18 protein-coding genes are annotated in these 26,922 nt (G+C 38.0%); 9 read left to right on the top strand and 9 right to left on the bottom strand.

What is annotated here, in order from left to right:
* Window position 1 precedes the first annotated feature (1 nt).
* A complete protein-coding gene (gene dnaE / locus U0R11_RS05425; protein WP_406750373.1) occupies window positions 2–3,565 on the top strand; it encodes a DNA polymerase III subunit alpha in 3,564 nt (1,187 codons plus the stop codon).
* A gap of 65 nt (window positions 3,566–3,630) precedes the next feature.
* Window positions 3,631–3,954 carry a thioredoxin gene (gene trxA / locus U0R11_RS05420; protein ID WP_109323049.1) on the top strand — a complete coding sequence of 108 codons (324 nt, stop codon included), beginning with the start codon at window positions 3,631–3,633 and terminating at the stop codon, window positions 3,952–3,954.
* Here trxA and U0R11_RS05415 read toward each other — a convergent pair.
* Complete coding sequence (locus tag U0R11_RS05415; RefSeq protein ID WP_406750370.1) at window positions 3,951–5,153, bottom strand: aspartate aminotransferase family protein; 1,203 nt, start codon at window positions 5,151–5,153, stop codon at window positions 3,951–3,953. The genes trxA and U0R11_RS05415 overlap by 4 nt on opposite strands.
* A gap of 131 nt (window positions 5,154–5,284) precedes the next feature.
* On the opposite strand from U0R11_RS05415, the gene U0R11_RS05410 reads away from it, so the two are divergent.
* Window positions 5,285–7,873, top strand: a complete 2,589-nt coding sequence (locus U0R11_RS05410) for a DUF5686 and carboxypeptidase regulatory-like domain-containing protein (RefSeq protein ID WP_406750369.1) — start codon at window positions 5,285–5,287, stop codon at window positions 7,871–7,873.
* Window positions 7,874–7,939: 66 nt separating this feature from the next.
* Window positions 7,940–10,108: a sodium-translocating pyrophosphatase gene (locus U0R11_RS05405; protein ID WP_406750367.1), complete on the top strand. Its 2,169-nt coding sequence runs from the start codon at window positions 7,940–7,942 to the stop codon at window positions 10,106–10,108.
* Between the two features lie 793 nt (window positions 10,109–10,901).
* Here U0R11_RS05405 and U0R11_RS05400 read toward each other — a convergent pair.
* From U0R11_RS05400 to U0R11_RS05390, 3 genes are all read right to left on the bottom strand, one after another.
* Window positions 10,902–11,468, bottom strand: coding sequence for a 50S ribosomal protein L25/general stress protein Ctc (locus U0R11_RS05400; RefSeq protein WP_406750365.1), 567 nt, complete (start codon window positions 11,466–11,468; stop codon window positions 10,902–10,904).
* 59 nt (window positions 11,469–11,527) lie between these two features.
* Entirely contained in the window at window positions 11,528–12,469 is a 942-nt protein-coding gene (locus U0R11_RS05395) for a ribose-phosphate pyrophosphokinase (RefSeq protein ID WP_406750363.1), read from the bottom strand.
* An 85-nt stretch (window positions 12,470–12,554) separates the two neighbouring features.
* Window positions 12,555–14,819, bottom strand: coding sequence for an aconitate hydratase (locus tag U0R11_RS05390; protein WP_406750362.1), 2,265 nt, complete (start codon window positions 14,817–14,819; stop codon window positions 12,555–12,557).
* A 254-nt stretch (window positions 14,820–15,073) separates the two neighbouring features.
* Here U0R11_RS05390 and U0R11_RS05385 point away from each other — a divergent pair, with 254 nt between their 5' ends.
* From U0R11_RS05385 to U0R11_RS05375, 3 genes are all read left to right on the top strand, one after another.
* Complete coding sequence (locus tag U0R11_RS05385; protein WP_406750360.1) at window positions 15,074–17,293, top strand: DUF5686 family protein; 2,220 nt, start codon at window positions 15,074–15,076, stop codon at window positions 17,291–17,293.
* Window positions 17,294–17,401: 108 nt separating this feature from the next.
* Window positions 17,402–19,891, top strand: coding sequence for a type I DNA topoisomerase (gene topA, locus U0R11_RS05380; protein WP_406750359.1), 2,490 nt, complete (start codon window positions 17,402–17,404; stop codon window positions 19,889–19,891).
* 22 nt (window positions 19,892–19,913) lie between these two features.
* Window positions 19,914–20,804: a bifunctional 5,10-methylenetetrahydrofolate dehydrogenase/5,10-methenyltetrahydrofolate cyclohydrolase gene (locus U0R11_RS05375; RefSeq protein ID WP_406750357.1), complete on the top strand. Its 891-nt coding sequence runs from the start codon at window positions 19,914–19,916 to the stop codon at window positions 20,802–20,804.
* 6 nt (window positions 20,805–20,810) lie between these two features.
* Here U0R11_RS05375 and U0R11_RS05370 read toward each other — a convergent pair whose 3' ends face one another.
* From U0R11_RS05370 to U0R11_RS05350, 5 genes are read right to left on the bottom strand one after another with little or no spacing between them, the layout of a single operon-like run.
* Window positions 20,811–21,716 carry a class I SAM-dependent methyltransferase gene (locus U0R11_RS05370; protein WP_406750355.1) on the bottom strand — a complete coding sequence of 302 codons (906 nt, stop codon included), beginning with the start codon at window positions 21,714–21,716 and terminating at the stop codon, window positions 20,811–20,813.
* A gap of 2 nt (window positions 21,717–21,718) precedes the next feature.
* Entirely contained in the window at window positions 21,719–23,332 is a 1,614-nt protein-coding gene (locus tag U0R11_RS05365) for a hypothetical protein (protein ID WP_406750353.1), read from the bottom strand.
* A 4-nt stretch (window positions 23,333–23,336) separates the two neighbouring features.
* Window positions 23,337–23,741: an EVE domain-containing protein gene (locus U0R11_RS05360; protein ID WP_406750351.1), complete on the bottom strand. Its 405-nt coding sequence runs from the start codon at window positions 23,739–23,741 to the stop codon at window positions 23,337–23,339.
* A 1-nt stretch (window position 23,742) separates the two neighbouring features.
* Complete coding sequence (gene menB / locus U0R11_RS05355) at window positions 23,743–24,567, bottom strand: 1,4-dihydroxy-2-naphthoyl-CoA synthase (protein WP_406750349.1); 825 nt, start codon at window positions 24,565–24,567, stop codon at window positions 23,743–23,745.
* Between the two features lie 3 nt (window positions 24,568–24,570).
* Window positions 24,571–25,020, bottom strand: a complete 450-nt coding sequence (locus tag U0R11_RS05350) for a DUF2452 domain-containing protein (RefSeq protein WP_166374005.1) — start codon at window positions 25,018–25,020, stop codon at window positions 24,571–24,573.
* 83 nt (window positions 25,021–25,103) lie between these two features.
* Between U0R11_RS05350 and U0R11_RS05345 the strand changes: the two genes are divergently transcribed.
* Together U0R11_RS05345 and U0R11_RS05340 are read left to right on the top strand one after the other, a co-directional pair.
* Window positions 25,104–26,180, top strand: coding sequence for an AMP-binding protein (locus tag U0R11_RS05345; protein ID WP_406750347.1), 1,077 nt, complete (start codon window positions 25,104–25,106; stop codon window positions 26,178–26,180).
* Window positions 26,173–26,922, top strand: a complete 750-nt coding sequence (locus U0R11_RS05340) for a hypothetical protein (protein WP_406750345.1) — start codon at window positions 26,173–26,175, stop codon at window positions 26,920–26,922. Before U0R11_RS05345 ends, U0R11_RS05340 begins: the two co-directional genes overlap by 8 nt.

The raw sequence follows: 26,922 nt of genomic DNA, 5'->3' as shown, positions 1-26,922 counted from the left end.
TATGCAGTTTTCGCATTTGCACAATCACTCCCAGTTTTCCCTTTTGGATGGTGCGTCCAAGATATCTTCCATGTTTAAAAAAGCCAAGGCCGACAATATGCCTGCAGTGGCTATTACGGACCATGGTAATATGTTTGGAGTGTTTCAGTTTGTCGCTGAAGCTGGAAAACATGGAGTTAAGCCCATTGTGGGATGTGAGTTTTATTTAGTGACAGATCGTCATAAGCAAAGCTTCACGAAGGAGCAAAAGGATAAAAGGTATCACCAGCTATTCCTTGCCAAAAATCCTGAAGGCTATCAAAACCTCGTGAAATTATGTTCTTTGGGATTTATGGAGGGTATGTATTCCAAATATCCGAGGATCGATAAAGAATTGGTGTTGAAATACCATAAAGGCTTGATTGCTACCACTTGTTGTTTAGGAGCGAGTGTTCCTCAAGCCATTTTACGTTCGGGTGAAGCGGAAGCTGAAAAGGAGTTCAAATGGTGGTTGGATTTATTTGGAGAGGATTATTACATCGAGGTTCAAAATCACCAAATTCCTGAGCAACAGACGGTAAATGAAGTCTTGTTGCGTTTTGCCAAGAAATACAATGTCAAGGTGATCGCATCCAATGACAGCCATTATTTAGACCAAAAAGATGCGAATGCACACGATATTTTATTGTGTATTAATACCGGAGAAAAGCAGTCCACTCCCACTTACAAGGACATAGAAGGTGATTTTGACATGAAAGGCAAGCGTTTTGCTTTTTATAATGATCAATTTTACTTTAAGACCACTGAGGAAATGACCCAATTGTGGTCACATATTCCTGAATCCATTGATAATACCAATGAGATTGTTGGCAAAGTGGAAATCTTGGAATTGAAAAAGGACGTATTATTGCCCAATTTTCAAATCCCAAGTACCTTTTTAAGTCAAGATGACTTCTTGGAGCATTTGACCATGGAAGGTGCTAAAAAGCGCTATGTGGATATTAACCAAGAAATAGAAGAGCGTTTGCGATTTGAATTGCATACCATTCGGACCATGGGTTTTGCAGGTTATTTCTTGATTGTAGCCGATTTCATTAATGCTGGTAAAGATTTAGGAGTTTATGTGGGGCCTGGTCGTGGTTCAGCTGCAGGTTCTGTGGTAGCCTATTGTTTGGGTATTACCAATATTGACCCAATTAAATATAATTTGCTTTTTGAGCGTTTCTTGAATCCAGATCGTAAGTCCTTACCCGATATTGATACGGACTTTGATGATGAAGGCCGACAAAAAGTTATTGACTATGTGGTAGAGAAATACGGCCGTAATCAAGTGGCACATATAGCCACTTACGGTACCATGGCTGCCAAAATGTCAATCAAAGATGTGGCTCGTGTATTGGATTTGCCTCTTTCTGAATCCAATGCTTTGGCCAAATTGGTGCCAGATAAGCCAAAAATATCCCTCGAGCGTGTGATTAATGCACCTTTAACAGGAGATGGCAGTTTAGCTGATAAAGAAAATTTATCGAGTGAGGAATTAGAGCAAGTCAAGCAATTAAGGCAAATCAAAGCAAGTGGTGGTTTAGCCTCTCGGGTGATTGAAAATGCCTTGGTATTGGAAGGTTCGGTTCGAGGAACGGGAATACATGCCGCCGGTATTATCATTGCTCCCCATGATTTAACGGATATTTTACCTGTTGCCACTTCCAAAGATGTGAGTTTATTGATTACACAATTTGATGGTTCAGTCATTGAAAACGCTGGTGTTATTAAAATGGACTTTTTAGGTTTAAAGACCTTATCTATTTTAAAGGAAGCCATTCGCTTAATCAAGCAAAATCATGGAATAACGATTGATTTGGACACGCTTCCTCTGGATGATGTCAAAACATTTGAATTATATCAAAGAGCAGAAACGAATGGTACCTTCCAGTTTGAATCTCCCGGGATGCAAAAACACTTGAAGGATTTAAAACCCGATCAGTTTTCTGATTTGATTGCCATGAATGCTTTGTTTAGACCAGGTCCAATGGTCTATATTCCCAATTACATTTCCCGTAAGCACGGAAGAGAGAAAATTGAATACGATTTGCCAGAAATGGAAGAGTATTTAAGTGATACCTATGGCATTACGGTTTACCAAGAGCAGGTCATGTTGCTTTCTCAAAAATTGGCCAATTTCACCAAAGGTGATGCGGACGTTTTGAGAAAGGCGATGGGTAAAAAAGATAAGGCTACGATTGATAAAATGAAAGGAAAGTTCATGGAAGGTGGACAAACCAATCATCACCCTGCTGATCGATTAGAAAAAATATGGACTGACTGGGAAGCATTTGCTCAATATGCCTTTAACAAATCGCACTCAACTTGCTATGGATTAGTGGCTTACCAGACAGGGTATTTGAAAGCTAACTACCCTTCCGAGTTCATGGCGGCAGTTCTTTCAAACTCCTTGGGTAATATTGAAAAGATTACCTTCTTCATGGATGAGTGTAAACGCATGGGAATACCTTTATTGGTTCCTGATGTGAATGAATCGGAAAGGTATTTTGCAGTGAACAAAAAAGGGCATATTCGTTTTGGTTTGGGAGCCATTAAAGGTGTGGGTGAAGCAGCCGTAGATGCTATTGTGGAGGAAAGAACAAAAAATGGAGAATACACCGATATTTTTGATTTTGTTTCTAGAATCAACGTACGTCAAGTAAACAAGAAAAGCTTGGAGTCTTTGGCTTTTGCAGGTGCTTTTGATTGTTTTACGGAAATACCTCGCTCCCATTATTTTTATGTAGATCAGGAAAATACAACCTTTATTGAGAAGATTGTTCGATATGCTTCAAGGATGGCTGAATTGAAAGCCAGCGCCACGCAGTCTTTGTTTGGCGAGTTGGGAGCAGGAACAGGTAATGACATCGCTAAACCTAGAATACCTTCAGCCGAAGCTTGGTCTGTGATGGAGCAATTGAAGAACGAGAAAGAAGTGGTGGGTGTTTATATTTCAGGACATCCTTTGGATGAGTATCGTATCGAAATCAATAATTTTTGCAATTCGAGTGTTTCTCAATTGGAGTTAAAAGGTGGAAATGTGCAGTCCTTTGCGGGGATTGTTACCAAAATGAATGTTAGAACCTCCGGAAATGGGAATCAATTCATGATTTTCAGTTTGGAGGATTTCTCAGGAACTACGGAGTTTGCGCTTTTCGCGAAGGATTATATTGAATTTGAACGATTCATAGGTCTCGACCGACTGTTATTTATTCAAGGAATTTATAAAAATAAAAACTCCTATTCGGATCAAAAAGCCTTTAAAATTCAATCCATTGAGCTTTTGTCAGAAATTTTATCTTCAAGAACGAAGGAAATGAAACTTTCTTTGAACTTACATAGTTTAAACAAAACTTCATTGGATCATTTGTTAGGTACATTAGAAAGACATAAGGGAAACAAAAAGCTGGTGATTGAAGTATATGATGAGATAGAAAAGTTGCAGCTTGATTTTATGTCGCGCAAAATGCAATTGAATATAGAGAAGTCTTTAATGGATGAATTAGCTGATATTGAGCATATTACAGTAAAATTGATATCTTAATTAGCTGGTTTATCTAATAGAAATAATAAAAATGTTTAATTTTGAATCTTAATAAAAAATAAATCATGGGAAAATACGTAGAGGCTACTGATGCCAATTTTCAAGAGTTAATAGGTTCTGATACTCCGGTATTAGTGGATTTTTGGGCAGAATGGTGTGGCCCATGTAAAATGATTGGACCCGTAGTAGAAGAATTAGCAGGCGAAGTAGAAGGTCAAGCAATTGTAGCTAAAATGAATGTAGACTTAAATTCAGCGGTACCTGCTTCTTTGGGTATTCGTTCTATTCCGACTTTGATGGTTTTCAAAAATGGAGAAATGAAGGAGCGTTTAGTAGGTGGTAACTTGCCAAAATCTGTTTTGGCAGAAGCTTTATTGAAGCACGCTTAATTTTTTTGATTAATTTGTTGAATAGCCTGTAACAAAACGTTGCAGGCTATTTTTATTTCCTCTTCAGTAATCACTAAAGGAGGTGCAATGCGAATGGAATAATCGCAAAACAGAAACCAATCGGTGATTAAACCTTGTTCTATACAGGCATCAATGACTGCTTTGACTGTTTGAAAGGAATCCATTTCAACTGCCAGCATGAGTCCTATACCCCGTACTTCTTTGATTTTAGGATGAATTAAAAGGGTTTTAAATAGTTGACTTTTCTTTTCAACATCATCCAATAAGTGTTCTTCAAATATAGTTTCTAGGGTTGCTAAGGAGGCAGCACATGAGACAGGATGACCGCCAAAAGTAGTGATATGCCCCAAAACGGGTCTTACTGTTAAGCTTTGCATGATTTCTTCGGGTGCCATAAATGCTCCGATGGGCATGCCCCCTCCCATTCCTTTAGCAGAAAGTAAAATATCAGGTTCGATATCCATGGCTTGAAAAGCCCAAAATGTACCCGTTCTCCCGAATCCTGTTTGAATTTCATCAATGATTAAAAGACATTCAGTTTCAATGCATCGGTTTTTGAGCGCTTGAAAATAGGATTTGGAAGCTAACCTCACCCCTGACTCGCCACCTACTATTTCGATAACAATGGCAGCTGTTTTACGCGTGATTTGAGCTAAGTCATCTACATTTCCGTGTCGAATATGGCGGATATCAGGTAATAAGGGACGGAAGCTGTTTTTGAAATTTTCATCTCCCGCCAAAGATAAGGCTCCCTGGGTGGCCCCATGGTATGCCTGAAAACAGGAAATGACTTCTGTTCTACCGGTATATCGTTTAGCCAGCTTCATGGCTCCTTCTACGGCTTCTGTTCCTGAATTAGTAAAATAGACTTGATTCAATCTGCTAGATTGAGTTGATTTTACTAGAGCAGCGGCTAGTTTTACCTGTGGACTTTGAATGTATTCTCCATAAACCATTAAATGCATGTAAGCATCTAATTGATTTTTAATGGCTGCAATCACTTTGGGATGTCGATGACCTACATTGGAAACGGCTATTCCTGAGATTAAATCCATATAGGATTTTCCTTGATCATCATACAGGTAAATATGTTCTGCCTTTTCAATTTCCAAAGCTAAGGGTGCATCAGAAGTTTTAGCAAGATGATCCAGAAATAATTGTCGGTGTGTGATGGCCATATTCAAAAGAAAAACAAATTTATCTCCTTTACGTTATGATTGGTAATTCTACTTACGACTTTATTTTACCCTTTATCATAAATTAAGTTTACTTATAAATTCTCAGTTTATTTTTGTGGTAAATCCCTAATATGAAATCTATAAAACTACTTTTCACGTTATCACTTTTATTCCTTTTTGCTTTGTCTTTACAGGCTCAACAAATTCATGGTACAATTCGAAACAAGCAAGGTGAGCTAATGCCTTTTGCCACCGTTTGGGTTTCAAATCAGAATAAAGGAACCACAGCCAATGAAGATGGGAAATATTCGATTAAAACGGGTATCGGCAAACACAATCTAGTCTTTCGATTTTTGGGACATAGTCCCAAAACATATACGATTGAATTGGAATCGGCTAGCTCCGATAAGTTATTGGATGTGGTTTTGGAAGAACAGTCAGTGAACCTAGCAGAGGTCAATGTTGGAGGATTAAAAGAGGATCCAGCCATTGGTATTATGCGTCGAATGATCGCTATGGCTCCTTTTCACTTAAAAGAATTGGATTCTTATGAAGCAAAGGCCTATGTGAAAGGTTCAGGAAAAGTGACAGAGGTGAGTTCTTTGGTGAAAATGTTGGGAGGGAAAAAGATAGAAAAAGAAATGGGAGTTAAGGTGGGAAGTACCTATTTATTAGAAGGCATCAACCAAGTTACTTATCAGAAACCGAACAGATTGCAAGAAAAGGTTATTTCTAACCGAAATAATTTGCCACCTGCTTTAAATCAAGGCCTGAATTTACGAGTAACTCAAACCAATTTTTATCGCCCCAAAGTATGGGGAAGTTTATGGTCTCCATTTGGTCCCCAAGCATTTCAATTATATAAATTTGCCTATTTGGGTGGTTTTACACAAGATGGTATGACCATCAGTAAGATTCAAGTACAGCCGAAAGCTAGTTATGACGATTTGTTTGAAGGAACGATACAAGTCGTAGAAGACACATGGAGTATCTATTCTTTTCAATTGAGATTTAAGGATTCCAATGGTTCATATGGGTTCACGCAACAAAACGCTTTGTTTCAAGGAGTTTGGATGCCTATCCAATATGATTCACACGTGAATTTTGATGCCTTTGGGATTAAGGCCAATTTTAGGTATATCACGCAAATTAAGCAATATCAGATCAAAGTAAATCCTGCTTTTGTGGTGAAACCAGCCCTCATAGAAGAGCGCTTGAATAAAGAATTGGCCAAAGAGATTAATAAAGAAAAAGTAAAAGATCCTAAAAATGCATTGGGTAAGGAGTTGACTAGGAAGAAATTAAAAGAGGTATTGAAGGAAGTAGACAAATTGGAGAAAAAAGAAAATTTGGCTAAAATGGATGGTTTGACCTCGGATTATACGTTTGAAGTGGATTCCATGTCGAGAAATAAATCGGAAAGTTTTTGGGAGGAAGAGCGCCAAGTTCCTTTAACCGAGTCAGAGAAAGTGGGTTATAAAGAAGCGGATAGTTTATGGATCGCAGGTGCAGATAAACGAAGAAAGGATTCCATCAATGCATTGCCAAAATTTCATTGGGGACAGTTGTATACGGGTAAATTTTACAATTATGAAAAGAACTCCATCGGTAAAAGTTTAAATTTAAGTGGTTTTGGCGCAGGATTTAATGCCGTTGATGGCTTATATCTCGACCGAAGTTTAACTTATCGAAATCGATTTGGTAGAAATAATTATTTGGCTTTAGGCGGAAATATTCGATATGCATTTGCTCGTCATTTCTGGAATGGGGATGTTTTTTTAGAGCGTAATTTCGATGAAAATAGACAGTACTTTAAAGCGGAAGTTGGAAGTAATGTTTTCCAAATGAATCGTAGTAATCCAATTTCACCCTTTTTGAATGGATTGTATGCGTTGATATTATCAGAAAATTATGTCAAGCTATTTCAAAAGAATTATGTGAATTTTAATTACCAATACCAATTCACTCCTAGCCTACGGTTTTTGTCCATGATGGAGTATCGAAATAGAGAAATTTTAACTAATTCGGTTAACCATGGAATATTGAATCAGGATAAGCATTTTGAAGCCAATATGCCGATAAATGAGGCATGGGGAAATCAAATTCCCAATAGAGGAAATCAGTTAGCAGGTTCCATAGGATTTCGCTGGCAACCTAAAGCGTCTTGGAACCGATATAATGGTGTGCGAAGAATTAATAATAGTGAAGGACCTACATTTACTATTATTTATGCTTTTGGAACGGGCGATGATCAATTTCAACGTATTAATTTAGAGTATAGTCAATTTGTCAATTTAGCTCGTTTGGGTACATTGAATTTACAGATGACCTATGTGAACTATTTTCAAAGGGCAACTAATTTCTTGGATTATACGCACTTTAATGGCAATCAGACTAATTTTATTAGCGCCAATGAGCAGTCGTTTCGAGCATTACCCTATTATGCATTTAGTACAACAGAAAATCATTTAAAAATGCATGTGAAGTGGGAACCTAGAAAGTTGTTGTTTAGTCAATGGAATTTGTTGACACAATATGGTATCCGCGAGTATGTGGTATATAACCGACTTCAGATGTTGCAAGGTGCCAATCAAAATGCCTATCAAGAGTTAGTTTATGGTGTTTCGGGTATTGGGAAATTTTTAGGTTTGGAACTGGCATATCCCGTGGGTAATTGGGTTCCTGAGCGTTTTAAGCTATTGCTTAGATTTCCTTTTTAGTTGTTTTATACGCCAAAATTCTTATTTTTGTAACAAATTTTTTTGGAATAATCTAAAACACACTTTATGGATTCAATTGTTTACTTAGTTCCTGCTTTTGGAATAGTAGGATTGTTGTACACGGCTTGGAAGTTTAGCTGGGTATCGAAGCAAGATGCTGGAAATGACACGATGAAAGAGCTTTCGGGCTATATCGCAGATGGTGCGATAGCCTTTTTGAAAGCTGAATGGAAAATATTAGCCTATTTCGCTATTCCTACAGCGATATTATTGGCATGGTTAGGAAATCAGGAAGGACCTGGATTTCACTCTTCACCACTTATTGCTATTGCCTTTTTGATTGGAGCCATATTTTCTGCTACAGCAGGTTATATTGGTATGATCGTTGCAACTAAAGCCAATGTTCGTACAGCGGAAGCTGCTAGAACTTCCTTAGCTAAAGCATTATCCGTTTCATTTACAGGAGGTTCTGTGATGGGTATGGGAGTTGCAGGATTAGCCATCTTAGGTTTAGGTGGTTTATTCATTACTTTTTATCAAATTTTTGCACAAGGTCAGGCTTTGACTTCCAATGAGATGAAAACGGCTATTGAAGTATTAGCGGGTTTTTCCTTAGGAGCTGAGTCGATTGCCTTGTTTGCTCGTGTAGGTGGTGGTATTTACACGAAAGCTGCTGACGTAGGAGCTGATTTAGTTGGAAAGGTAGAAGCTGGAATCCCAGAGGATGATGTGCGTAACCCAGCAACCATTGCGGATAACGTAGGTGATAACGTGGGTGATGTGGCTGGTATGGGTGCTGACTTGTTCGGATCTTATGTAGCTACAATTTTGGCAACCATGGTATTAGGTCAGGAAATTGAAGTAAGCGATAATTATGGCGGCTTCTCCCCTGTTTTATTACCGATGTTAATAGCAGGTGTTGGCTTATTGGCTTCCTTAGTTTCTACGTTCTTTGTGCGTATTAAGAATGAAACGGATTCTGTTCAAAATGCATTGAACACGGGTAATTACTTATCGATTGCTATTACGTTCATTACATCTTATTTCTTAGTCAAGTTCATCTTACCTGAAACATTGGTATTGCGTGGATTTAGTTTTACAGCTATGGATGTATTCTATTCCATCATTGTAGGACTTATTGTGGGTACGTTAATGTCAATCATTACTGAATACTACACAGCTATGGGTAAACGCCCAGTGGATTCAATCGTTCAAAAATCAGGTACGGGACATGCCACTAACATCATTGGTGGTTTAGCGGTAGGTATGGAGTCTACGGTATTACCTATTTTAGTTTTAGCTGCTGGTATTTACTTCTCTTATTTCTTTGCTGGAATTTACGGAGTATCTATTGCTGCGGCAGGTATGATGGCTACAACAGCCATGCAATTGGCTATTGATGCATTTGGACCCATTGCTGATAATGCAGGCGGTATTGCAGAAATGGCTCAATTACCCGCTGAAGTTCGTGAGCGTACCGACAATTTAGATGCGGTTGGTAATACAACAGCTGCCACAGGTAAAGGATTTGCAATCGCTTCTGCGGCATTAACTTCATTAGCTCTATTTGGTGCATTTGTAGGTATTTCAGGAATTACACAAATCGACATTTATAAAGCAGACGTATTAGCTGGTTTATTTGTCGGTGGAATGATTCCATTTATTTTCTCTGCATTGTGTATTTCAGCGGTAGGAAAAGCTGCCATGGAAATGGTGAATGAGGTTCGACGTCAGTTCCGTGAGATTCCAGGTATCATGGAATACAAAGCTAAGCCAGAATATGAAAAATGTGTAGCTATCTCAACAGAAGCTTCGATTCGTCAGATGATGTTGCCAGGTGCTATTGCTTTATCGGTACCAGTAATTGTTGGCTTCATCATGGGACCAGAAGTATTAGGTGGTTTATTAGCGGGTGTTACAGTTTCAGGTGTGTTGATGGGTATATTCCAATCTAATGCAGGTGGAGCTTGGGACAATGCAAAAAAATCATTCGAAAAGGGTGTTTTGATTGATGGTGTAACGTATAAAAAAGGTTCGGAGCCTCACAAAGCTGCGGTGACTGGTGATACGGTAGGTGATCCTTTCAAAGATACCTCAGGACCATCGATGAATATCTTGATTAAGTTAATGTCGATTGTTTCCTTGGTTATTGCACCATACATTGCAAAAACAGACGGTAAAGTTTCTCACGTTGAGAAAGCCCCTATTGTAATGAAAGTGGTAGCTAAGAAATAGTTTTAATTTTTTTATTTTTTAAAAAGGTCAATCCGTAAGGGTTGACCTTTTTTAGTGATTAGCGTTTAGAATTAGAAATTAGATTTTTGGAAAGAGAATCACGTCGTTCAGCTCAGCGGAATTCGCTTTTCGCTTCGCTCAAGCTCCGTTTCAATCTTTCGTTGGGATTAACCTAGAAATGTAGAATGTAAAATGAAGAATGTAGAATTTTCTTAAGAATGAGAGCTCCGTCGTCCAGCTCCAGCGAAATGTGATGAACGCAGCGGCAATATTAGTTATTAGGGTTTAGTTATTAGTTTTTAGAATGTATAGTGCTACATCCATTTATAATTCATCATTTACAATTTCCTTTCCGCCTTGGCTGGACGACAAAAAAGAAGTTTTTTTGTTTCTTTTTTTCAAAAAAAGAAAATCCTAGTGAAATGATGAAACAATAAAGGTTTGGCTTATTTTGTTTCCTTTTATCATTAACATTATTGGAATACTACTTTTCATGGTGTTTCTTTTTTTCATAAAAAAAGAAACAAAAAAAACAGCAGGAGTACGGTTAATCCAAGACGAATTCTGCTCCGCAGAACCGATTGTCTCTCCGCTTACGGCTTTAATCTTTGACGCTTTCACACATGGCCTATGCTCAGGGTCAAATATCCGCCTTCCGCTTCGCTCAAGCTACGTTCCAATCTTTCGTTGGGATTAACCTAATTTTTCATTCTAAACACTAATCCCTAATAACCAAAAAAGCCCTCCAATTGGAAGGCTTTTTTGAATCTCTATCAGAAAGATAATCCTAGAATTAAGCAGTTAATTTACCTCTTAATGCTCTAGGGATTTCGATCGTAGCAACTGGATTGGACATTGGATTCAAGATCTCACATCCTTTCACATCCAATTTATTTACTTTAACTGTTTGTCCAAGGTCTAAACCAGAAATATCAGCAGTAACGAAATCAGGAATGTTTTCAGCTAATCCTTTCAAAGTCACTTTACGTAACTTTTGGATCATTTTACCCCCTTTAATTACACCGGGAGAGTTACCAATAATTTTGATAGGTACATCGATCTTTATAGGTTTGCTATCAACAATTTCTAAAAAGTCAACGTGTAATATCATTTCATTTACTGGGTGAAACTGCGCATCTTGTAAAATAGCGCGGTATAAATCACCTTCAATGTTCAATGCTACTTCGTAAACATCTGATGAGTAAAGTAAATCACGGAAAAGAATCATTGGAACAGCAAAGTGAACTTGCTCTTTTCCACCATACAATACACAAGGAGCTAAAGCTTCAGTGCGCAAATCTTTCGCGCCCTTACTTCCGAGATTCGCTCTTTTAAACCCTACAATCTCTAATTTTTTCATGTTGTTTTTGTTATGTTTTCAGTCTTTCGCTTTCTGCTATCCCCTGAAAACGGTTGAAATTAATATTTAATAAATAATGAACTGATAGATTCGTGATCTCTGATTCTTCCGATCGCTTTGGCAAATAATTCTGAAACGGTAAGAACTTTAATTTTGGCGCATTCTTCTTTTAGAGGTATGGTGTCCGTCACAACTAATTCCGTTAACACTGAATTTGAAATGTTTTCGTAAGCCTTACCTGATAAAACAGGGTGAGTCACAATGGCTCTCACCGATTTAGCGCCTTTGTCCATAATCAATTGAGCAGCTTTACACATGGTTCCACCGGTATCAATTAAGTCATCAACTAATACGACATTTGCACCTTCCACATCTCCAATTAATTGCATGGAAGCAATTTCATTAGCACGCTTTCTGTGTTTGTCGCAAATAACCATGTTGGCATTGAAAAACTTAGCCATGTTTCTTGTTCTAACAACACCACCTACATCTGGAGAGGCAAAAGTTAGATTATCAAGGCCTAATGTTTTCAAATAAGGAATAAAAATTGCCGTCCCTTCCAAATGATCCACCGGAAAATCCATGAATCCTTGAATTTGACCAGCATGCAAATCAATCGTCATTAATCGATCAGCTCCAGCGGCAGTCAATAGGTTGGCAATCAATTTTGCCCCAATTCCCACTCTAGGACGATCTTTACGATCTTGACGAGAGTAACCAAAATAAGGAATAACGGCAGTAACATAGTGTGCGGAAGCTCTTCGGGCTGCATCGATCATTAACAACAATTCCATTAGATTATCTGCTGAAGGAAATGTAGATTGAATGATAAATACATCACAACCACGAACAGACTCGTCAAAACTTGGAGACATTTCTCCATCTGAAAAGTGTAATGTAGTGGCTGCACCCAAATCTTTTCCGTAGTATTTAGCAATTTCTTTGGCCAAATAATTGGACGCTGAACCTGAAAATATTTTTACTGCATTAATCGCTGCCATTTGGAAAAATTAAGGAACAATGGATTGGTTTATCTGAAATAAGGCGCAAAACTAGTGAATTTTGCGCCCTTTTGCAATTTTATACTTATTTAATCGAAGCACGAATGATATTCAAAGCTCCTCCAGCTTTAAACCATTCTATTTGCTGTGCATTATAGGTGTGGTTAACAGGGAAACTATCTGTGCTTCCATCCGCATGCGTTAATTCAATAGTCAATGACTTTTCAGGAGCAAAATCATTCAATCCTAGGATATTGATGTTATCATCTTCCAGAATTTTGTCATAATCAGCTTCATTGACAAATGTTAAAGCTAACATTCCTTGCTTCTTCAAATTAGTTTCGTGAATACGAGCAAATGATTTTACTAATACCGCACGAACTCCTAAATGGCGTGGTTCCATGGCAGCATGCTCACGAGAAGAACCTTCGCCGTAATTGGTGTCTCCTACAACAATAGTTCCAATTCCTGCTGCTTTATACGCACGTTGAGTATCTGGTACTGCACCATAAACACCTGTTAATTGGTTTTTGACATTATCTGTTTTTTCATTGAAGAAATTCACAGCACCAATCAACATATTATTGGAGATATTATCCAAGTGTCCACGGTATTTCAACCATGGTCCAGCCATGGAAATATGGTCAGTAGTACACTTACCTTTCGCTTTAATCAATAATTTTAAGCCTTTCAAATCGGTTCCTTCCCAAGCTGAGAAGGGAGCTAATAATTGAAGACGATCTGAAGTAAGGGCCACTTTTACTTGGACACCTGAACCATCTTCAGCTGGAGCTTGATATCCTGCATCTTCTACAGCGAAACCTAATTTTGGTAATTCATCTCCTGTTGGAGCCTCTAATTTTACTTGTTCCCCTTTTTCGTTGGTTAAAGTGTCAGTTAGAGGGTTGAATGTTAAATCTCCTGCAATAGCTAAAGCTGTAACAATTTCTGGTGAAGCTACGAATGCATAGGTATTTGGGTTCCCATCAGCACGCTTGGCAAAGTTTCTGTTAAATGAGTGAACAATCGTGTTTTTTTCTCCTTTTTCAGCACCTGGGCGAGCCCATTGACCGATACAAGGTCCACAGGCATTTGAAAATACCGTAGCACCAATGGAATCAAATGTCGAAATAAAACCATCTCTTTCGATCGTATAACGAACTTGCTCCGATCCTGGAGTAATGGTAAACTGCGCTTTGGTTTTTAAACCTTTGGCCGCAACTTGTTTAGCTAATGAAGCCGCACGAGCAATATCCTCATAAGAAGAGTTGGTACATGAACCAATCAAACCAACCTCTACTTTCGTAGGCCAGTTATTTTTGATAGCTAATTCTTTCAATTTAGAAATAGGCGTAGCTAAATCTGGAGTAAATGGACCATTGACATGTGGCTCCAATGCATCTAAATCAATTTCAATCACTTGATCAAAATAAGCCTCTGGATTTGCATAAACCTCATAATCCGCGGTTAAATGCTCACGAATACCGTTCGCTAAAGCAGCTACATCGGCTCTTCCTGTTGACTCTAAATAACGAGCCATCGAATCATCGTAACCAAACGTAGAAGTGGTAGCACCAATTTCTGCTCCCATGTTACAAATGGTTCCTTTTCCTGTGCATGACATCGATGTAGCACCTTCTCCAAAATATTCAACGACACATCCAGTACCACCTTTAACGGTTAATATTCCAGCCACTTTTAAGATGACATCTTTAGCTGAAGTCCAGCCGTTTAATTTTCCTGTTAATTTAACACCAATCAACTTAGGGAATTTCAATTCCCAAGCTAAACCAGCCATGACATCACAAGCATCAGCTCCACCAACACCAATGGCTATCATACCCAAACCGCCTGCATTCACTGTGTGTGAGTCAGTTCCGATCATCATTCCACCTGGGAATGCATAGTTTTCTAAAACTACTTGGTGAATAATACCAGCCCCTGGCTTCCAGAAACCAATACCATATTTATCTGAAACAGATGATAAGAAATCATACACTTCTTTATTCTTGTCTACAGCCACTTTTAAATCAGTGGTCGAAGCCACTTTTGCTTCAATTAAGTGATCACAGTGTACGGTTGAAGGTACGGCAACTTGCGGACGACCTGCTTGCATAAATTGCAATAAGGCCATTTGAGCCGTTGCATCTTGCATAGCTACACGGTCTGGTGCAAAGTCCACATAAGAACCTCCACGTGTAAATGTGGTGGAAGGAGTACCTTCCCACAAGTGACTATAAAGAATTTTTTCCGTCAATGTAAGCGGTTTTCCTGTCAATGCACGTGCTGCGGCAATTCTAGCCGGCATGCGATCATAGACAGCTTTAATCATTTCAATATCAAAGGCCATGAGTCAATGTTGGTTTTAATAAATTGTTCATAAAATTAATAGATTACCGTCACCTTTTTGCCACTTTTTGTAAATATCATTTCCTTTGCAGCAGTTTTTTATGAATTTTACATGTTAATTCACTTTTTATCGATTAATTTCTCTTTGTTAAAACCATTGTTAAGCCCAATTTGAGATTTAAGCAGTTTTTTTCTTTTTGTTTTCTCCTGTTTTTTTCTGGAAGCTTTTTTGCATTCGGCCAAAAAAGCAATACTATGGATTCTTTAATCAATAAGGCCATGGAACTGGCACCACTTCACAGTGCTTTGATGGGACAATTTTCTGCAGAAGTTATTACTAAAGAAAAAGGACGTTTCAATCAGGTTATTGGTTTGGCCAAAAATCGGTTGAAAAAGAATGAAGGAATACAAGAAGGTCAATGGTATGGAAATCAAACTCACGCTATGGTCTATGTGAAAAGTTTGAACCAAATGATGCATGAAATCATGGATGTCAAAGGCTTTCAAAAAAAGTACCCAAGGCCTACCCTATTTTTCTGGCCTGATTTTTATCAAGACTTTATTGGTACAAACTGTGTCTCACCACTCAATTATCACGGAAGAGATTATTATTCATATATGTACCAGGGTGATACCCTAGTGAGTGGACAAAAAGGCTATCAATTTGAAGTTCGCCCAAGCTCTACTGGTGACCGATTGTTTTCTGGGAAGTTAACATTAAGTAATACGGGTTGGATTATTCGTTGGGAAGCACAAGTAGAATCGGATGCTTTACTCTATCACATGGATTTACAACACCAATGGGTTAATCAAGCCTGGTTGCCTAAATCAGCTTATTTTAGTTTGGCAGGGAGACTCATGGGTAATTATGGGGAGTTCATCTTACAAGAGGAAGTGCAGCAGACTCCTCAACTTTGGAAATCAGAAGTCGGATTTCAAACTCCTAATCAATCTCAGGAAAGGCTGAATATTGCTGAAATAGGTTTTGATGAAGTATTTGCCACTCAATTATTGGGTAATTTTCATCAGTCATTACTAAGAAAATGGAAGTCGCGCCCTCAAAGTGGTCTAATTACTATGGATTCTGTACGTTTTGTCAAACGTGAGGAAATTAAAAACAATATGCAAGGAGATCTATTTTTTCAAGGTTCCATGACTTCAGATTTGTTGGAAACCTCCATAGATACCTTGCGAAAAAGTCCTTTTTCGTTAAATCAATTACTTTTCTCTAAGTCGTTTTATTATGGTCCGCGACAAAAGGATTTTTATCCCTTTGAGATATACTATAAATCACCTGTATTTGATTCCAACTTTAATACGGTGGAAGGATTTGTGGCTAATGCTGGTTTAGTATTTAGGAAGCGTTGGGCTCGGTACCGTTTTCTAGAAGCTGAATTTTTAGGGAGACGTTCATTCGGTTTGAATCGAAATACAGGCTATGTAAAATTGAGGTATAAAACAGATTCCTTTGATATATCGATAGCTCAAGGTGATTTTGTTCAACAATTGAATCCTGATAATTCCATCTCTCCTGAAATGAACTCACTTTCAACACTTTTGTTGAAAAATAATCAAATGAAGATTTATCGAAAGGAATTTTGGAATTTGGCTATGATTAAACGATTCTCTTCTAAATTTTTCCTTAAAACTAGCCTTGAATGGTCAAGGAGAAGTCAAATGGATAATACGACAGATTATTTTTGGTTCAATTACCTGAATCGTAAGTTCACTTCCAATAATCCTCAAAATGAGGAATATACGCAAGAAGGATTTACAACCCATCAAGCATTTATCAGTCAATTGACAATCGGATTTAGACCATTTTTAACTCAATATTACCGCAATCATATTCGCGAAAGTGAATGGGGTTCCTCTCCTCTTATACTTTTTAAATACCGTGCAGGATGGAATGGTGTGGCTGAATCTAGTGCTAAGTTTAACATGGTCGAGTTGTCGTATTTACAAAATATGGCTCTTTCTCCTTGGATAAAAACAGGCTTTATCATTAATGCGGGTACATTCATCGGAGAGGCTCCAAGTAATTTCATTGACTTTAAGCATTACAATGGAACAATGAATTTGGTACAAGCAGGAGAAATGCTGGCCTCGCATCGTTTGGTAGGTTACTACCAAAATTTCACTTCGGGAGCCAATCAACGATTGAATGTAAACCACTATGCTTATAGTACAGCTGGTACCTATATTGAAGGATTATCCTTATTTCAATTCTCTAATTTGTGGTTGAAGCCCATCTTAGGTATGAAAAAATCTTATGTTAAAGAATTACTCATAGCCAATACCGTATACATTAAAAATCAAAAACTTTTGTATTCAGAAGTCGGTTATGGATTGGATGGCTTATTAAAAATATTCCGCTTGGAGGCGATTGCTAGCTTTGTCAATGGCCAATTTAATTACGTCGGATTACGATTAAATCTTAATTCAAGAATCAGGATTGGTAATATCCCAGATTAATAGAACAAATAGATTTTTTTTCATTGCTTCTGTATCATTCGCTAGAAATTCATTTTAAGCAAGTATATTTGAGGTCATTTTTTAGTTAACATTATTCAATTTAATAGAATGGCAAAAAATTTGGTCATCGTGGAGTCGCCTGCAAAAGCTAAAACCATCGAAGGGTATTTGGGTAAAGATTTTGTGGTGAAATCTTCGTTTGGTCACGTGAGGGATCTTCCTATCAAGGGCGATAAGGCGATTGATATAGAACATGATTTTACGCCAACGTATGTGATTTCACCAGATAAAACGAAGGTGATTTCGGAATTGAAAAGTTTAGCTAAATCATCTGAGGAAGTATGGTTAGCGACTGACGACGACCGTGAGGGAGAATCTATTTCTTGGCATTTAAAAGAAGCATTAGGTCTAAAAGACGATACCAAAAGGATTGTTTTTAGAGAAATAACGAAATCGGCCATTCAAAATGCCATTTTAGCGCCACGCAAAATTGACATGGATTTGGTGAATGCTCAACAGGCTCGCCGAATCATGGATCGATTAATTGGATTTGAATTATCTCCTGTACTTTGGTCGAAAGTTCAAAAAGGTCTTTCTGCCGGACGTGTACAATCAGTAGCGGTTCGCTTGATTGTTGAACGAGAAAAAGAAATTGAAAAACACGAAAGTATCGGAACCTATAAAATTTCAGCCTTATTTAATCTGCCTGGTAAAAAGGTGTTGAAAGCTGAATTACCTAAGAATTTCGCTACAGAAGAAGAAGCGGTAGCTTTCTTGAAAAAATGTGTTGGGGCCAATTTTAGTATCAAGAGTCTGGAAACCAAACCAGCCAAAAAATCTCCCGCTCCACCATTTACTACCTCCACATTGCAGCAAGAAGCATCCAGAAAATTGGGATATGCGGTAGCCACTACTATGCAAATTGCTCAAAAATTATATGAATCAGGGCGAATATCTTACATGCGTACTGACTCTACCATGTTATCTCAAGAAGCAAGAGATAAAGCGAAGGCGGCAATTGAAGCAGCTTATGGAGCTAAATTCCATCATGCTCGACAGTTTAAAACCAAGAGTGAAAGTGCACAGGAGGCTCACGAAGCCATACGTCCAACTGATTTTGAAGTCAATTCTATTTCAGGTGATGCGCGTGAAAAACGTTTGTATGAGCTGATTTGGAAACGTGCTATTGCATCTCAAATGTCGGAAGCTGTGATTGAACGTACTACAGCTCAAATTCAGATTTCAAGCACTTCAGAATTATTAATAGCTCAAGGTGAAGTGGTTACTTTTGAAGGTTTCTTAAAGGCCTATTTAGAAGGAAAAGATGAAGAAGAGGAGGATGAAAATAAAGATATGCTGCCGCCTTTATCCATTGGTCAAATGCTTGAATTAGCCGAATTAAAAGCTCAAGAGCGTTTTTCTAGACCTTCGGCTAGGTACACGGAGGCCAGTTTGGTCAAAGCTTTGGAAGAAAAAGGAATAGGAAGACCTTCTACCTATGCTCCTACTATTTCGACGATCATTAAGCGTGCTTATGTTGTGAAAGAAGATCGTGCTGGTAAAGAGCGCGAGTTTCAAACATGGATATTAAAAGACGATGAGATTGTTGGTCAAAAGAATACAGAAATAGTAGGTACGGAGAAAGCAAAATTATTCCCTACGCATATTGGGACCTTGGTAACGGACTTTCTTGTTGAGAATTTTGAAGAAGTAGTGGATTATACTTTCACTGCTGAAATGGAAGATGAGTTTGATAATGTCGCCAAGGGCAAATTAGCCTGGACTCAATTGATGAAGAATTTTTATGGTTCTTTCCATCAAACCATCGAAGATAGTAAGTCCATTTCTCGTAGTTCTGTAGGCGGTGGAAGAGAATTAGGAGTAGATCCAGCTTCAGGTAAGAAAATATCCGTTCGACTAGGTAAATTTGGTCCATTCGTACAATTAGGCGAGTCAGGAGAAGAAGAAAAACCCGTTTTTGCTAATTTATCTAAGGAACAATCTATCTCGAGTTTAACTTTGGAAGAAGCCATTGCTTTATTAGAACGTCCGAAATTACCGCGAGAAGTTGGTATACATGATGATAAACCGCTCGTGATTGGCGCAGGTAAATTAGGGCCATACATTAAATTTGATGGTAAATTCACGAGTTTACCAGACACGGAAGATCCTTTCACTTTGGATTTGGCTGGAGCTATACGTGTGTTGGAATCAGCACAGAAAGTAGCCGAAGCGGAAAGTTTAGGAACTTTTGAAAATGAATTAATTTCTACAGGAAAAGGTCGTTTTGGACCTTATGTTAAACATGCCGGTAAATACTATTCCTTAGGTAAAACGGACAATTTGGCTACTTTGAGTTCTGAAAGAGCCGTAGAAATCATTTTAGCTAAGCGAAATTTAGAAGCAAACAAATTCATTAAAGAATTTGCGGAAAATGATCAGGTGAAGATTGTCAATGGAATGTATGGTCCATACATTCAAATTGGAAAGCGAAACGTGAAGATTCCTAAGGATCAGAATCCAGCCGAATTAACTTTGGAACAATGTTTAGAGTTAGGAGAACAAGCTCCAGCTCCTAAAAAGGGTAGAAAAAAGTAATATTAACATTTAATTTAAGGGTATGAGTCAGATTATTGATGGCAAATTTGTTTCTGAAACAATGAAGGCCTCGATTGCCAAGGAAGTTCAAGATTTAATAGCAACGGGTCAAAGAGCCCCACATTTAGTGGCCATTTTGGTTGGAAATAATGGAGCATCTGAAACTTATGTGGCGAATAAAGTCAAATCTTGTGAAGAATTAGGTTTCACTTCCACCCTTTTACGTTTTGATCCAAGCATCACGGAGACTGACTTATTGGCAGCCGTACAAGGGGTCAATGATAATCCAGATATGGATGGTTTGATCGTTCAATTACCTTTACCAGATCATATTAATCCAGACAAAGTGATGGAAACCATTCATCCTTCCAAAGATGTAGATGGATTTCATCCCATCAATATCGGTAGAATGGCCAAAGGATTACCAGCCTATATTTCTGCTACACCACAGGGAGTGTTGGATTTATTAGCTTATTACAATATTCAAACGGCCGGAAAGCATTGTGTGGTAGTAGGTAGAAGCCAGATTGTTGGTTTACCTATGTCCATCTTGATGCAGAGAAATCATCCACAGGGTAACTGTACAGTCACGCTGACACACTCAAGAACGCCAAATTTGGAAGAAATTTGTGCTCAAGGTGATATCGTTATTGCCGCACTGGGTAAACCAGAGTTTATCAAAGCAGCCCATATAAAAGAGGGTGCCGTCGTGATTGATGTAGGTTTGACCCGTGTAGAAGATGCCAGCAAAAAATCAGGCTTTGCGTTGAAAGGCGATGTGGATTTCGCAGATGTAGCTCCTAAATGTTCCTACATTACTCCTGTACCTAAAGGTGTAGGCCCCATGACGATTGTTTCATTAATGAAAAATACCTTATTGGCGGCTAAAGGAACGATTTACCCTAAAAACTAGATTTATTTATAATCGATGGTAATAGCGATGAAAGACTCCCAAAGGAAGTTTTTTGTCGCTATTGTCATTTAAATATAACTCACCAGATTCAGCCGTCTCAGGCACATCAAATATGCCATTCATGAGATTTTCTACGACCAATGTGGAGAATCCTAAGGAATATACATTACTCAATAAGAGATGTTCTTGAGGATCTAATATTTCTTTGACAGATAGCAATAGGTCTTCAATTTGTTCTTCCAATACCCATTTTTCTCCATCAGGTCCACGACCATAGGCTGGAGGATCTAAGAGTATACCTTGATAAAAATTCCCTCTTCTAGCCTCTCTTTTAACAAATTTCAAAGCATCTTCCGCCATCCATCGGATGCCATCTAATTTAGAGACTTCCATATTTTCTCTAGCCCAAGATAAAACGGGTTTAACCGAATCAACGTGAGTCACTTCCGCTCCCATTTGTCGACATACCAAACTTGCTCCTCCTGTATAAGCAAATAGGTTCAAAAATTTCGGATTAGGTACTTGAAATAAAGGAATTTTTTCAGCTAAAAACTCCCAATTGGAAGCTTGTTCAGGAAAAAGTCCTACATGTTTAAAAGAGGAAAGTGAAATTTTAAAAGATAGATGTAATCGTTCAGATTGGTAAGGCATAAACCATTTGTCAGGTACTTTACCTTTTACTTCCCACTGACCACGTTCTTGGCTACCTTTTTCCTTTTTGAAATGCGCATGACTCAGTTTTTGCCATTCTTGCTCGGATAGAGATTTTGCCCAAATGGCTTGTGGTTCTGGTCTTCTGACGGTGAATTCTCCAAATTTCTCTAGCTTTTCAAATCCACCTGAGTCGATTAACTGATAGTTTTGACCCCAAAATTGAGGAGTTTCAATGGCAATGGATGTAGACTGTTTCAAAATTATTTCTGGATTTCTATCTTATTTAAATAATATACGGACCGGCGACCTTCTTCGTTGGATATTGTTTGGTAACCATTGGCTAAATAATATGGACCAAACCAATAATTCAATTCAGAACGACTACTTCTTCTAATTTTATCACCTTCATTTTCTGTATTGATATTTTGAATACTTTCACTCTCCGATTTCCCCTGATTACGGATGGTCTTGGTAATGATTTGATTTTCTAAATTAAAGGACAGAACAATTTGGTCTCCTTGTATGGAAGTTTTAATTTTTTGAATCAATTTAGGCTCTTTTAGGTCTTTCATGTCGATGCAGTGATCCCAAAGTAAATCTCCTTTTTCATCCAATTCAACAATCACGGCATGTGTATACACCCATCCATCAAATTGCTGTTGGTTTCCATAATAATTGTATCCACGGTAACCCCAAGGACTATAATAGCTAGAATATGGAGAATACAAACCATAATATCCATAACCCCAGCGATAAGGATTATACATCATGCTCCATGGTGAATAAAAGCCACCTAGGCCCATCATGCTGCCATAAGGACCAAAATTATTGTATTTATAGTCTGGATAAAATGCTTCAGCCACCACAATGTAGTGATCGCCTTTTTTGATGATTTCATGGATCAATAAACGGTAATCTAATCTTAGATCCTCGCCTTTACTTTCTTTATCCTTGATTTTCTTTTCTTGTTTTTCCTTCTGTTTAGGAGTTAAAAAATTAAAGAAATTGGAGAATTTAGTAAAGCTGTGAAATTTAGATTGAAGCAATTCCCCATCTAAATAGGAATTGAAATAGATACCTTGTGAACTTGGTCCTTTGGAAGACCCAATGGTGGTTTTATGACCATAAGTGCCCACAATCACTTGTAAAGAATCATTCAATTGAGTTGACTTGGCATTCATCATGGCGAAATTCTCATTAGGATTCATGACAATTTGTCCAATTTGACCGCCATCTTCATCAAATGATTTAATAATTAATTGATAGTTTTTAGCCCGATTTCCCACCGAATAGGTCACATTTACCTGCTGTTGGATGGAATCTAAATCCATGGATTGTATTTCAGCTTGTCCTTTTACTACCGCTGGAAGAATTCGTGTTTTACGTTCTTTTAGATTGGTAAATAAGATAACAGGTTGGTTATTTACGATACCTCCTATGAATAAAGATTCATTCAGGGCTTTAAAATTGGAAATTTCCATTCTATCAACGGAATAGATTTGGAACTTTTCAAAGCTACCTTTAGCTACATTGACACGAACAATTTGGTATGAATTACTCTTAAATCGACTAAAAAGTAGATGTAAGGATTTGCCATCAAAGCTATAGTTTACATAATCTAATCCATTGTCGATTGTTCCTGAAGTGTACCAAACTTGCTCCAAATTGGTGGAGAATTTTTGAATACTAAATTCCTGCTTGCCTAATTGATTAAGGATGATAACACCTTGATTTCCAATAGGTATGGTGAATGATTCTAAGTCCTTACCTCCTACGGGGAACTCAATTCTTTGCCCAATTTGGGCATTGGCTTGAAACAATGCGGTTACCAAAAGGCAACCTAAAAATAGCTTGAATTGATGAAAACGTTTCATATACTTATTGTGTTAGGCTCATGATAATATCAAATTCGGGCTTGTCAACGGGTGTTACTGAAAGTCTAGATTGTTTCAATAAGGCCAAGTTGCTCAAACGCTCATCTGATTTCATCTGTTTAAGGGTAACGGTTTTTGTGAATTTCCGTATTGGAATCAGTTCCACAACCACCCAGCGAGGATCTTCCGTGGTAGGGTCAGGATAATGCTCCTTACTTACTTCGGCTAATCCGACCACTTCTAGGCCTTCATTGGAATGATAAAAATACACCCAATCGCCTTTTTTCATGGCCATCAAATTGTTTCTGGCTTGGTAATTTCTCACTCCATCCCAAACGGACTTTCCCTCTTTAACGAAATCATCCCAAGAATATTTGAAAGGTTCTGATTTAACTAACCAATGGTTCATATTAAGGGAATTTAGGAAATTTGGAGAAATCGGGTTTTCTTTTTTCTAAAAAGGCATTTTTACCCTCCTTTGCTTCATCCGATAAATAATACAATAAAGTAGCGTTACCGGCTAATTCTTGAATACCAGCTTGTCCATCTAATTCAGCATTGAAGGAAGATTTAAGCATACGTAGCGCAATAGGACTTTTTTCTAAAATCCGCTCGCACCAAGATATGGTAGTTGCTTCTAATTGATCCAATGGTACCACTTTATTCACCAATCCCATTTGTAAAGCTTCTTGTGCATCATATTGATCACATAGGTACCAAATCTCTCTGGCTTTCTTTTGTCCAACCACTCGTGCTAAATAAGATGCTCCGAAACCACCATCAAAAGAACCTACATTGGGCCCTGTTTGCCCAAAACGCGCATTATCAGCCGCTATCGATAAATCACAAACCACATGTAAAACATGACCTCCTCCTATAGCCCAGCCTGCCACCATGGCTATAACCGGTTTGGGAATCGTTCTGATTTGTCTTTGTAAATCCAAGACATTCAAACGAGGTACTAAATCTTGGCCTACATAGCCCCCATCACCTCTTACACTTTGATCTCCACCTGAGCAGAATGCTTTCCCTCCTTCTCCTGTTAATATAATGACACCTAGGGTGGTGTCTTGGCGAGCTAATTCCATTGCCTCCGACATCTCTTGTACCGTTTTAGGGGTAAAAGCATTGTGTTTGTGCGGACGATTGATGGAAATTTTTGCGATTCCGTTGTATTGTTGAAATAGAATTTCTTCGTACTCCTTGATCGTTTTCCAGGGAAAATTAGATGTCATTGCTTATTCGTTTTCTTGGTTATAAATCACATCCCAGGTATGGTCTGCTAATAAAGTTACTTGGGCTAAAAATCGACTATACTTAAATGAACGGCCCCATTCATGTGGAGCTACCAAAGATAAGAGATCCGTTCCATTCTCTTTTTCATATAGGTAATAGGTTTCACTAATGATGGGTTCAAAACCCATGGCTGCATCATAAATACGTTCTGAAATCTCTTTTCTCTCAGCTAATAATTTGGCTTGTTTGGCCAAAACTTCCATTTGCTCATACAGCTGGTTCATTTGTCGATCCGTCTGTTGCCTCATTGCTTTTACCGATCGCCCTTTGGTTTTGCCCATATCTTCTGGCTTTATGACAGCCGACCCGGCGGTATGCGCATAAGGTAAAAGCCCAGGGTTTTGGGCAACTTTATCAGGATTAATGGGATTTAAGAAAGGATCTTCAGACATGCTCAATTAATTAAGGTAAATCCTAGCTGTAACCCTCAAAATTAGAGAATGTTTGGTTAATTTTGGAATGATTCACCGATTATATGCTGGTAATTTCTCCAAAGTCAAATGTCTTCCCTACTCCTTCTACTCCTTTCGAGGCAGAAGTGATGGAATTTTGTAGACTTTGGAAAGCTGGAAATGAATGGTTTAGCTTCCATACTTCTGGTTCAACAGGTCAGCCCAAAACCATTCGGATCCATCGAGATCAAATGAAGTATTCAGCTTTTTTAACAGGCGAATGGCTTGGATTAGAGGCTGGAGATCGAGCTTTATTATGTTTACCCATCAAATTTATCGGAGGAGTAATGGTGGTAGTCAGGGCCCTAGTTTGGGATTTACAACTCGTCATTATAGAGCCTAGTAACCAGCCTGAAATACCTTCAAATATTCCAATTCGATTGACATCCCTAGTTCCTCCACAATTACAATATATTTTGCAACATGATTCACTTTTAGCATCTTTCCAAGGTGCCAAAGGAATTTTAGTGGGAGGTGCAGCCATTTCAGCGGAGATCGAGAATCTGGCCATGAAACAAGATTTCCCTATTTTTCTTACTTACGGTATGACGGAAACCGTATCACATATCGCCTATCGTCCTATTTCTTTAAAAACTGATGACTATCTTCACCCCCTCCCAGGTGTTGAATTAAAACTGAATGAGGAGGATTGCCTTTGTATTCGATCTCCATTGACTAATAATCAATGGATAGAAACGAATGATTTAGCAGAATTAAAGGCAGATCAAGGATTTCGTATTTTGGGTAGGAAAGATTTTATAATTAATTCGGGTGGGATGAAAATTATACCTAGTCAAGTCGAAAAATATATTCAGGCATTTTTTCTTGAAAAGGGTATCTCAGCACTTTCCTTTGTGGCTGGTATACCAGATGATTTTTATGGACAAAAAGCCGTATTATTCATCGAATCACCTAATTTCTTTGATCTGGGAGATCAATTAAAACACTATTTATTACAGCATTTGTCTTCAAAACAAATACCTAAGTCGATTATTTGCCTTCCAAAATTCATATTTAACTCAAATGGTAAATTGGATAGCTTGAAAACGGTAGCTTTGTATCTTCAATCTTCATCCAAAGAATCTCATGCCCATGACTAATTTTAATTTATTTTATGAGAGCGCCAATAACGTTCCTGCTCCTTATCACTTTGAATCACTCATTCGATTTATAGGATTTGGTACTCCAGAAGCCTCTTTGGAAGTAGAAATTCAATATACCGACCGAGAAGATTTCTCAAAAGAAGAATTGATTGCCGAGGGTTTACCTACAGATGAATCTTGGACTTGGAATGGAAGTATTTCTGCTGCTTGGCAACAAAGATTAGCTGCTCGTTTTGACACCTATAAATCTGGATCTTGTAAGCCTAAGGATGAGGAACCTTTTATTATGTTAGAATACCCTAATTCTACCACCAAGGTACCTAGGATGTTAGAAATTGAAGAAAACTTAATACAGGAATTCATACAATCCATTTTTGAAACTGCTGGAAGGGAAATGCCTCTCTTTTTAGGATTTCAATTTAAGGATGAATTGGATGAATGGGTCAGAATTGAAGGTGAATTATCCTTTGAAAATTTAACTTTTACGTATCAAGAATCGGGATCGGTCTTAAAAACAATTTCGGATTGGGATCGTTTACAAGATTTAATGAATACGGTTTATATTGCTGATTTTCAAGCTGATAAAGCAAAGGAGGAATTGAAAAGCACCCATTCATTTGCTGTATATCCAGGAGATGGCTTGTGGTATGTGGCTGGTGATTCCTTAAGAAAACCTGCTGGGAATAATCGGTATTTTGATGGATTAGAAAATAGTTTAAGAGAATTATTTAAGTCTTAA

This window comes from Aquirufa salirivi (genome assembly GCF_045310485.1).
Lineage (GTDB): Bacteria > Bacteroidota > Bacteroidia > Cytophagales > Spirosomataceae > Aquirufa > Aquirufa salirivi.
The sequence above is the reverse complement of the archived record's forward strand: the minus strand, read 5'-3'. Positions and strand labels throughout refer to the sequence as shown.